Raw genomic sequence first — 7,865 nt, 5'->3', positions numbered from 1 at the left:
AGAGTTTGAATTATGGGGATATGGTGAAATTAAAACCCCGGTTGTTGAATTCACCAAAAATATTTCTGAAGGAGTCGGAAAAAACTGGAAAGACAAATTAATTAATTTTTTTGATTCTGACGGAAGCCTTGTATCTCTGAGAACAGATATGACGATTCCAATTGCAAGATTTACTGCCATGAGAATTAAAAAGAATCAGCTTCCGGCAAGATTCTGCTATTTTGCTAATTCATTCAGGAAGTCATCCGGTCAAAAAGGGGAAAAAAGAGAATACAATCAGGCAGGACTTGAGTTCATTGGTTCTTCTTCCCATATGTGTGATGCAGAAACTCTTCTTATCCTGGTAAAAATGTTAAAAAAAATGATTCCCGATAATTTTCTTATAGGACTTGGGAGCACAGAAATGCTTGACCTTCTCTGTAATTGGATTGATCTGACAAAACAAGGGGAAGCTTTTATAAAGAATGAACTTATAAACAAGAATTATGTAGCTCTTGGAAATTATCTGGAAAAGCAAAACCCGTTAAAAAAAGAGCTGTTTTTAAAAATAATCAAACCGGTAAAAGATTTGTCAGTATTGGAAAATATGATAAATAATACACGATCGGAAGAATTAATAAGTGGATTTTCAAGGTTTAAAAAAATATTTTCCGTGCTTTGTGAAGCAGGCTATAAAGAATACTTTATAGCGAACTTCGGAATTCTGAGGGATTTTGATTACTATACAGGTATAATATATGAGGTATATTCTTCAAATATCAATTCAATAATCGGCAGCGGGGGAAGATACGACAAGCTGATAAAAAAATTCGGGCCGGATGTTCCGGCTACGGGTTTTGCGCTTGATATAGATCTTCTGCACAAATCTGTAAAAGAATCAGCCTTTGTTATAGATAAAAAAATATCAAGAGTATTTATTTCATCGAAGAATAAGGATTTTTTAAAGATAATTGATTTTGCAGAAGTTTTAAGAAAAGAAAACATAGCTGTCGAGCTTGATTATAATGAGTCTGCCGGCAAAACGAATTTTCTCAGAGATAAAAAAGTTGATTTTCTGATTGTTATTGATAAAACTTTTACCGGGGCTGAAGTAACCCATATTTCAAGTGGGAAAACATTTATGAAAGAATTAAAATATGTAAAGGATTTTTTGCTTTATGGGAGAAACGCTTAATATTGCTGTTCCAAAAGGATACTTGTTTCAGGAAACTATTAATATTCTGGAAAAATGCGGTTATGATACGGGATGTTTTGAAAACAATGACAGAAAATTATTTTTCTATTCTGAAATAGACAACTTTAAGTATATTATTACCAGACCGATGGATGTTCCGGTTTATGTTGAGCACGGAGCCTGTGATATCGGTTTTGTAGGAAAAGACGTGCTTCTTGAAAATGAATGCAGTGTTTTTGAGCTTCTTGACCTCGGAAACGGCAAATGCAGAATGATACTTGCAACCAGGAAAAACTGCATTGATGATGTAAAGAGAAGATATGAGCATTTCGGAACTGTCAGGATTGCTACCAAATATCCTAAAATCGCAAAGAAATACTTTGAAAAAAAAGGAATGCAGGTTGAGATAATCAAACTATACGGTTCAGTTGAGCTTGCACCCCTTTTAGGCATTGCTGACGAGATACTGGATATCACAGCCACGGGAAGGACTCTATTGGAAAATGATCTTGTAGAGATGGAAAATGTTATTGAATCTACAACAAGACTGATAGCAAACGAAGTAAGCTACAGAATAAAGAATGAGATTATCGAAGATATAATCAATAAAATAAAAAAGGTAATAAAATAGCTATGGGAAGAAAAGCAAAAATCATAAGGGAAACAAAAGAAACCAGGATTGAGCTTGAGTTTGCGCTGGAAGGCAGTGGAAAAACCGATATTGATACGCAGAATGGTTTTTTAAACCATCTTTTGTGCAGTTTTGCAAAACATGGAAAGTTTGATATTAAAATCAAAGCAAAAGGAGATATCGAGACAGGGACTCATCATCTTGTTGAAGATATCGGGATATGCCTTGGCAAAGCTATAAATGAATCTCTCGGCGACAAGAAAGGAATTGAAAGATTTGCTTTTTTCATTTTGCCGATGGACGAAGCAAGCGTAACTGTTGCGCTTGATTTGGGAGGAAGAGCTTTTTTAAATTTTGATGCAGACATTCCTTATGCAGTCATGGAAGGATTTGAATCAACTATAGTAAGGGATTTTTTTGAAGCGCTTGTCAGCAATTCCTTTATTAATCTTCATATAAAAAAGAATTCCGGAATCAATCCCCATCATATTATCGAAGCCATTTTTAAAGCTTTCGGGAAAACACTTTTTATTGCATCCAGAAAAACCGGAAATGATGACATACCCTCCACTAAGGGGATGCTTTAAAATATATAAATACTATGGTAAATAAATATACAGCAGCAATGGATTACAATGCCGGAAATATCAAAAGTGTTTCAAACGCATTACAAGGCTTGAGGCTAATATAGAAATCACAAATATTTAAGATTATGGAAATAATACCCGCAATAGATTTAATAGACGGAAAATGTGTAAGGCTTTTTCAGGGCGATTATGAGAAAGTAAGCCATTATCCTTATTCTCCTCTTGAGGTTGCTTTCAGATGGAAGGATATGGGTGCCGGATGGATACATCTTATTGACCTGGATGGAGCGAAAGCAGGAAAACCGGTTAATATTGAAACTGCTGCTCTTATAAAAAGTAAAGTTGACATAAAACTGGAATATGGCGGAGGGATAAGAACTCTGAAAGATGTAAAGACTCTTACTGAAAAAGGAGTAGACCGTCTGATTATTTCAACAAAAGCTTTGGAAGATTTCGATTTTATTGAAAAAGCCGGTATTCTGTCAGGAAACAGGATTATAATAAGCCTTGATTTCAATAAAGAAGGTGTGGTGCTTAAAAAGGGATGGCTTCATCAGTCTGAGTATAATGTTATGGATTATGGCAGGAAAATTTTTCAGGCCGGAATCAGAGAAGTTATTATTACAGATATTTCAAAAGACGGAACACTTGAAGGAATAAACAGAAAAATAATAAAGGATTTTATACAGTCAACCGGACTTAATGTTTATATTGCCGGCGGTGTCAGCAAAATTGAGGACATCGTTTATCTGAAAGAACTTGAAAGTCTGGGAGTAAAGGGTGCAGTAATAGGCAAAGCTCTTTATGAGAATAAAATTGATTTGAGAGAAGCAACAAGGATGGTATCGGAAAATGACAATTAAAAGAATAATACCATGTCTGGATGTAAATAAAGGCAGGGTCGTCAAAGGTGTGAGTTTTACTAATCTGCAGGATGCCGGGGATCCTGTTGAGCTTGCAGCTTATTATGACAGGGAAGGGGCGGATGAAATAGTATTTCTTGATATAACTGCTTCCCATGAAAAAAGAAAGACTGTAATTGAACTTGTAAGCAAAACTGCGGAAAAAGTCTTTATTCCATATACTATTGGCGGCGGAATAAATAAAATCGAAGATATGAGGGAAATATTGAAAAAAGGAGCTGACAAAATATCTGTAAGTACGTCTGCAGTTGAAAACCCCGATCTAATCAGGGAAGGCGCAAAAATATTTGGAAGCCGGTGTATCGTGGTTGCAATAGATGCAAAGAAAAAGAATGATAATTCCTGGGAAGTTTATATTCATGGAGGTCGCACTGCCACGGGAATGGATGTTCTTGAATGGTCAAAGGAAGTTGAAAAACTTGGAGCAGGAGAAATACTGCTGACAAGCATGGATAAAGACGGAAAAAAAGACGGTTATGATATTGAGCTTACAAAAATTGTAAGCTCAGGTGTGGGCATACCCGTAATAGCTTCAGGAGGGGCCGGAAATCTTGAGCATCTGAAAGACGCGATTCTACTGGGCGGAGCCGATGCAGTACTTGTTGCATCCATTTTTCATTATGGACAATACACGATAAGGCAGGCTAAGGAGTATCTCAGAAGCGAAGGCATTGAAGTTAGATTATAATTTTAACTTTTTGGAGAAAATATGAAAAAAACAGCCGGTGATTCTAAAAGAATAATTAATAAAAGCAATTTATCGGAAAGCCGGAAAACTCATAAAACCGGAAATCTCATCCCGGCAATCATACAGGATAATGATAGCAAAGAGGTTTTGATGCTCGCATATATGAACAGGGAATCTTTTATAAGAAGCCTGGAGACCGGGTATACATGGTTTTACAGCAGGGAAAGAGACTGCCTGTGGAACAAGGGAGAAACCTCAGGCAATTTTCAGAAAATAATAAAAATTTTTACAGATTGCGATAATGATGCTCTTGTATTTCTTGTGGAGCAGAAAGGTGCTGCCTGCCATACCGGAAACAAAAGCTGTTTTTTTAATGAAGTACAATCTGGCGGAACAGGTGATTTCAAATCTTTAAGCGATAAATTAAACTATGGAAATTATCTGGGAATATATGATATCTGTGGAGAAGACAGAGACAATTCTCTTTTGTTTCTTGATGATTTATTTGGCATAGTTTCCAAAAGAATAAAGGAGAAGTCGGAAAAATCATATACTTACAAATTGCACATGCGGGGAATGGAAGAAATATTGAAGAAAGTAGGAGAGGAAAGCATAGAAGTCATTCTTGCGTCAGCCGTTCAGGACAAAAAACAATTGATTTATGAAATAGCTGATCTTTTATATCATCTTACTGTATTGATATTTGAAAAGAAAATAAGCTATAAAGATATAATGGATGAATTGAAATCCCGACATAAATAATGTAGCCAATGTTTTTATAAGAGAGGAATTTTGCAGAACAATATAAAAAAAATAGGAATATTAACAAGCGGCGGGGATGCAAGCGGTATGAATGCTGCAATAAGATCTGCTGTAAGGTATGCAATATACAAAAAGATAGAAGTTTACGGGTATTATGAAGGTTTTAAAGGTCTTGTAAATAATAATTATGAAGTTCTTTCCAACAATTCTGTCGGAGGGATAATCGACAGGGGAGGAACAGTTCTTTATACAGCCAGGTCTGAAATATTTAAGACTACGGAAGGACTTCTTAAAGCTAAAAAAAATCTTAAGGAAAATTCGATTGATGCTTTACTGGTAATAGGAGGGGACGGTTCTTTCAGGGGAGCAAGAGATTTAAATGAACTTGGCGTAAGAGTTGTAGGCATACCTGCTACTATTGATAATGATATTTATGGAACCGATCAAAGTCTTGGATTTGATACAGCTCTGAATGTAATAATAAGTCTCATATCGAAAATAAGAGATACAGCTTCCTCTCATGAAAGAATTTTTGTCATAGAAGTAATGGGGAGAAATTCTGGTGAGCTTGCAATAAAATCAGGTCTTGCCTGCGGTGCTGATTATGTCCTTATTCCTGAAATAAAAGTGGATCTTGTAAAGATATCAAATGCAATTAAAAATCACAGGAAAGGCAAGAGGCACACGCTTCTTATTGTAGCAGAGGGTGCCGCCAAAGCAGAGGAAGTTGCTTCTTCCATTAAGCTTCTTGTAGATCATGAAGTCAGATTTTCGGTACTTGGGCATATTCAGAGAGGCGGATCGCCAAGCGCTGTGGACCGGATTCTGGCTACACGGTTTGCAAAAAAAGCAATTGATTTTATAGCTTCCGGAGAGACCAATGCAATGACTGCAATACAAAATAATAATATATGTATTGTGGATTTTAATGAAGTTTTCTCCGGAACCAGGACCATAAATAAAGAACTATATGATTATGGCCACATCCTGGCAATATAATTAATTTATTAAATACTAAAACAAGCAGGAGGGATATTAATTTACTGCCATATCAATTGATGCAGATAATTCTACCCAAGCTGATACCAAAGTTAAGCGCAATGTTAGAATTCAGTCAGCTTTATAAATATTTTTAATTAAAAGAATCATGAAAAACAAATTGTTTCCGGGATTGATTATTTTCACTTTTATTTTACTACTGATGAGTTTTTATTTATTCTCATGCAGTATGTCTTTACCGGCTACCGGCTCTTCAATGGTTTCAACAAAAGAAGATACAGTTACTGACAGCAGTGCTGAGAATAAGCAGCCAGGCAGGGAGACCATTGAAGAAACAACTTCTACATTAAAGCCCGGGGAACCGTCGATAGTTATAACAAATGGCAGAACAAATCCGGAATGCATGAAGATGGCGCTTACTTTTGATTCAGGATGGGAATATGAAAATGCAGAACAGCTTCTGGACATTCTTGACGAATTCGGTATAAAAGCTACCTTTTTCACACGAGGGCTTTGGGCAAAAGACCATCCTGAAATCGCTTTAGATATTGTAAGCAGGGGCCATGATCTGGAAAATCATTCTCTTACTCATGGCCATATGAATGAAATGAGTGATGAAGAAATCAGAAATGAAATTTCAGAAACAACACGAATAATAAAAGATATTACGGGATTTGATGCTGATTTATTCCGTCCCCCATACGGTGAATATAATGAGAGGGTATTGACGATACTAAATGAGGAAGGGTACCGATACACAGTAATGTGGACTGTTGACAGCCATGACTGGGCAAAAGAACTTAATGGAACGGTGATAACCAAAGACTATGTGATCGGAAGAGTGCTGGAAAATGCATCTGACGGAGGAATAGTGCTTATGCATGTAGGAGGCCATGAGACGGTCAATGCTCTTCCGGAAATCATTAACGGACTAATGGCCAAGGGTTATTTGCTTGTAAGAGTCAAAGAAATGCTTTAGTTGTTTTATAAGTTGTTTGGCTATTTATATAAATCAGGAGTTTACACAAAAAACTTTACAGTCTCTTATTTGATCTCAAGCAGCATTTAATGATTGCAGCTTTTTCAACTTTAACCGGTCTGCCTCTAGCGGGTTTCATTCAGAAGCGGGATCATTTTAAAATTCTAAACAATAATTTTTCAAAAACGGAACCCGGAAAAACGAGAGCAATACAGGCGATACTGCTTACTATATGCTAATCAGTGCATTTATATATTCTTTTTCTTTTATAAGAGTAACAGTCTCAAGGCTTAAAGTTGAAAAGGCGGTAAAAGCTCCCGGCAAGCCTATAAATAAAAATCCTGATACTTGTAGATACATCTATATTCCGGAAGATTTTATATAGAAACCCTGTTATATGTCCTCATGGTGCCGAAGGTCGGGGTCGAACCGACACGAACCTTACGGCCCACTGGATTTTGAGTCCAGCGCGTCTGCCAATTCCGCCACTCCGGCACGATAAAAATAATACAATTATTAAAGCTTATAATCAAGAATGCAAAAATATTTATTATCTTTTCTTCCTTATAATCCCTGATTATTAAAACCTGATTTAAGATTTGTTGACATTAAGCTGATATTCTAATATATTTTTCCTGGCGCCATTAGATTGTAATAACCTGGTGGCGCTGTATTTTTTTACAAAGATTCTTTTGGTTTTAATTAAATAAATTAAAAAGGTATTTAATTATTAGCAATAGTGTTATAAAATAAACAAAAATTTTAAGTTAATCAAAGGAGTTTTTGATGGAGAGCAAAGCACTCGGTCTTATAGAAACAAAAGGTCTTGTTGGATGTATTGAAGCAGGAGATGCAATGGTTAAAGCTGCAAATGTGCAGATGTTGGGAATAGAACAGATTGGAGGCGGTTTTGTAACCGTAATGGTTGAAGGCGATGTAGGTGCAGTAAAAGCTGCTGTTGATGCGGGAGCTGCTGCTGCAAAAAGAGTTGGGGAACTCATTTCCGTTCATGTTATTCCAAGACCGGATCCATCAACTGAAAAGCTTGTAAAAAAATAATTTATTTAATTCAAATAGACAATTAAGTTATTTAATTGAGTTATTATTTAATAATTTTATTTT

General features: G+C 36.0%; 10 protein-coding genes and 1 tRNA gene. 9 read left to right on the top strand and 2 right to left on the bottom strand.

Annotation, left to right across the window (positions count from 1 at the left end; translation table 11 throughout):
* From GXZ93_04775 to GXZ93_04740, 8 genes are all read left to right on the top strand, one after another.
* Positions 1-1,174: hypothetical protein (locus tag GXZ93_04775; protein ID HHT79093.1), on the top strand; the 1,174-nt coding region annotated here is incomplete at its 5' end.
* The gene (locus GXZ93_04770; protein ID HHT79092.1) at positions 1,158-1,805 is read left to right on the top strand and encodes an ATP phosphoribosyltransferase; all 648 of its coding nucleotides are present in this window, start codon (positions 1,158-1,160) and stop codon (positions 1,803-1,805) included. The genes GXZ93_04775 and GXZ93_04770, both read left to right, overlap by 17 nt.
* Positions 1,806-1,807: 2 nt before the next feature.
* Positions 1,808-2,392, top strand: a complete 585-nt coding sequence (gene hisB, locus GXZ93_04765) for an imidazoleglycerol-phosphate dehydratase HisB (protein HHT79091.1) — start codon at positions 1,808-1,810, stop codon at positions 2,390-2,392.
* Positions 2,393-2,517: 125 nt separating this feature from the next.
* On the top strand, positions 2,518-3,255 hold the full coding sequence (hisA, locus tag GXZ93_04760) for a 1-(5-phosphoribosyl)-5-[(5-phosphoribosylamino)methylideneamino]imidazole-4-carboxamide isomerase (protein HHT79090.1): 738 nt from the start codon (positions 2,518-2,520) through the stop codon (positions 3,253-3,255).
* On the top strand, positions 3,245-4,003 hold the full coding sequence (gene hisF, locus GXZ93_04755) for an imidazole glycerol phosphate synthase subunit HisF (protein ID HHT79089.1): 759 nt from the start codon (positions 3,245-3,247) through the stop codon (positions 4,001-4,003). The genes hisA and hisF overlap by 11 nt, the downstream gene beginning before the upstream one ends.
* A gap of 21 nt (positions 4,004-4,024) precedes the next feature.
* On the top strand, positions 4,025-4,765 hold the full coding sequence (locus tag GXZ93_04750) for a bifunctional phosphoribosyl-AMP cyclohydrolase/phosphoribosyl-ATP diphosphatase HisIE (protein ID HHT79088.1): 741 nt from the start codon (positions 4,025-4,027) through the stop codon (positions 4,763-4,765).
* A gap of 42 nt (positions 4,766-4,807) precedes the next feature.
* Complete coding sequence (pfkA, locus tag GXZ93_04745; GenBank protein ID HHT79087.1) at positions 4,808-5,764, top strand: 6-phosphofructokinase; 957 nt, start codon at positions 4,808-4,810, stop codon at positions 5,762-5,764.
* Between the two features lie 229 nt (positions 5,765-5,993).
* Positions 5,994-6,743: a polysaccharide deacetylase family protein gene (locus GXZ93_04740; protein ID HHT79086.1), complete on the top strand. Its 750-nt coding sequence runs from the start codon at positions 5,994-5,996 to the stop codon at positions 6,741-6,743.
* 228 nt (positions 6,744-6,971) lie between these two features.
* Here the strand turns inward: GXZ93_04740 and GXZ93_04735 are convergent, their stop codons facing one another.
* The gene (locus GXZ93_04735) at positions 6,972-7,103 is read right to left on the bottom strand and encodes a CrcB family protein (GenBank protein HHT79085.1); all 132 of its coding nucleotides are present in this window, start codon (positions 7,101-7,103) and stop codon (positions 6,972-6,974) included.
* A gap of 46 nt (positions 7,104-7,149) precedes the next feature.
* Positions 7,150-7,238: transfer RNA gene (locus GXZ93_04730), tRNA-Leu, on the bottom strand.
* A gap of 291 nt (positions 7,239-7,529) precedes the next feature.
* Between GXZ93_04730 and GXZ93_04725 the strand changes: the two genes are divergently transcribed.
* Entirely contained in the window at positions 7,530-7,802 is a 273-nt protein-coding gene (locus tag GXZ93_04725) for a BMC domain-containing protein (GenBank protein HHT79084.1), read from the top strand.
* The last annotated feature ends 63 nt before the right edge of the window (positions 7,803-7,865 follow it).

Source organism: Actinomycetota bacterium (assembly GCA_012837825.1).
Lineage (GTDB): Bacteria > Actinomycetota > Humimicrobiia > Humimicrobiales > Humimicrobiaceae > Humimicrobium.
Note: the sequence above shows the minus strand (reverse complement) of the source record. Positions and strands in the feature narration are given on the sequence as shown.

Coding starts and splice junctions, on each gene's coding strand:
- GXZ93_04770 (HHT79092.1), top strand. CDS start 1,158: ATGGGAGAAACGCTTAATATTGCTGTTCCAAAAGGATACTTGTTTCAG.
- hisB (HHT79091.1), top strand. CDS start 1,808: ATGGGAAGAAAAGCAAAAATCATAAGGGAAACAAAAGAAACCAGGATT.
- hisA (HHT79090.1), top strand. CDS start 2,518: ATGGAAATAATACCCGCAATAGATTTAATAGACGGAAAATGTGTAAGG.
- hisF (HHT79089.1), top strand. CDS start 3,245: ATGACAATTAAAAGAATAATACCATGTCTGGATGTAAATAAAGGCAGG.
- GXZ93_04750 (HHT79088.1), top strand. CDS start 4,025: ATGAAAAAAACAGCCGGTGATTCTAAAAGAATAATTAATAAAAGCAAT.
- GXZ93_04740 (HHT79086.1), top strand. CDS start 5,994: ATGTCTTTACCGGCTACCGGCTCTTCAATGGTTTCAACAAAAGAAGAT.
- GXZ93_04735 (HHT79085.1), bottom strand. CDS start 7,103: ATGTATCTACAAGTATCAGGATTTTTATTTATAGGCTTGCCGGGAGCT.
- GXZ93_04725 (HHT79084.1), top strand. CDS start 7,530: ATGGAGAGCAAAGCACTCGGTCTTATAGAAACAAAAGGTCTTGTTGGA.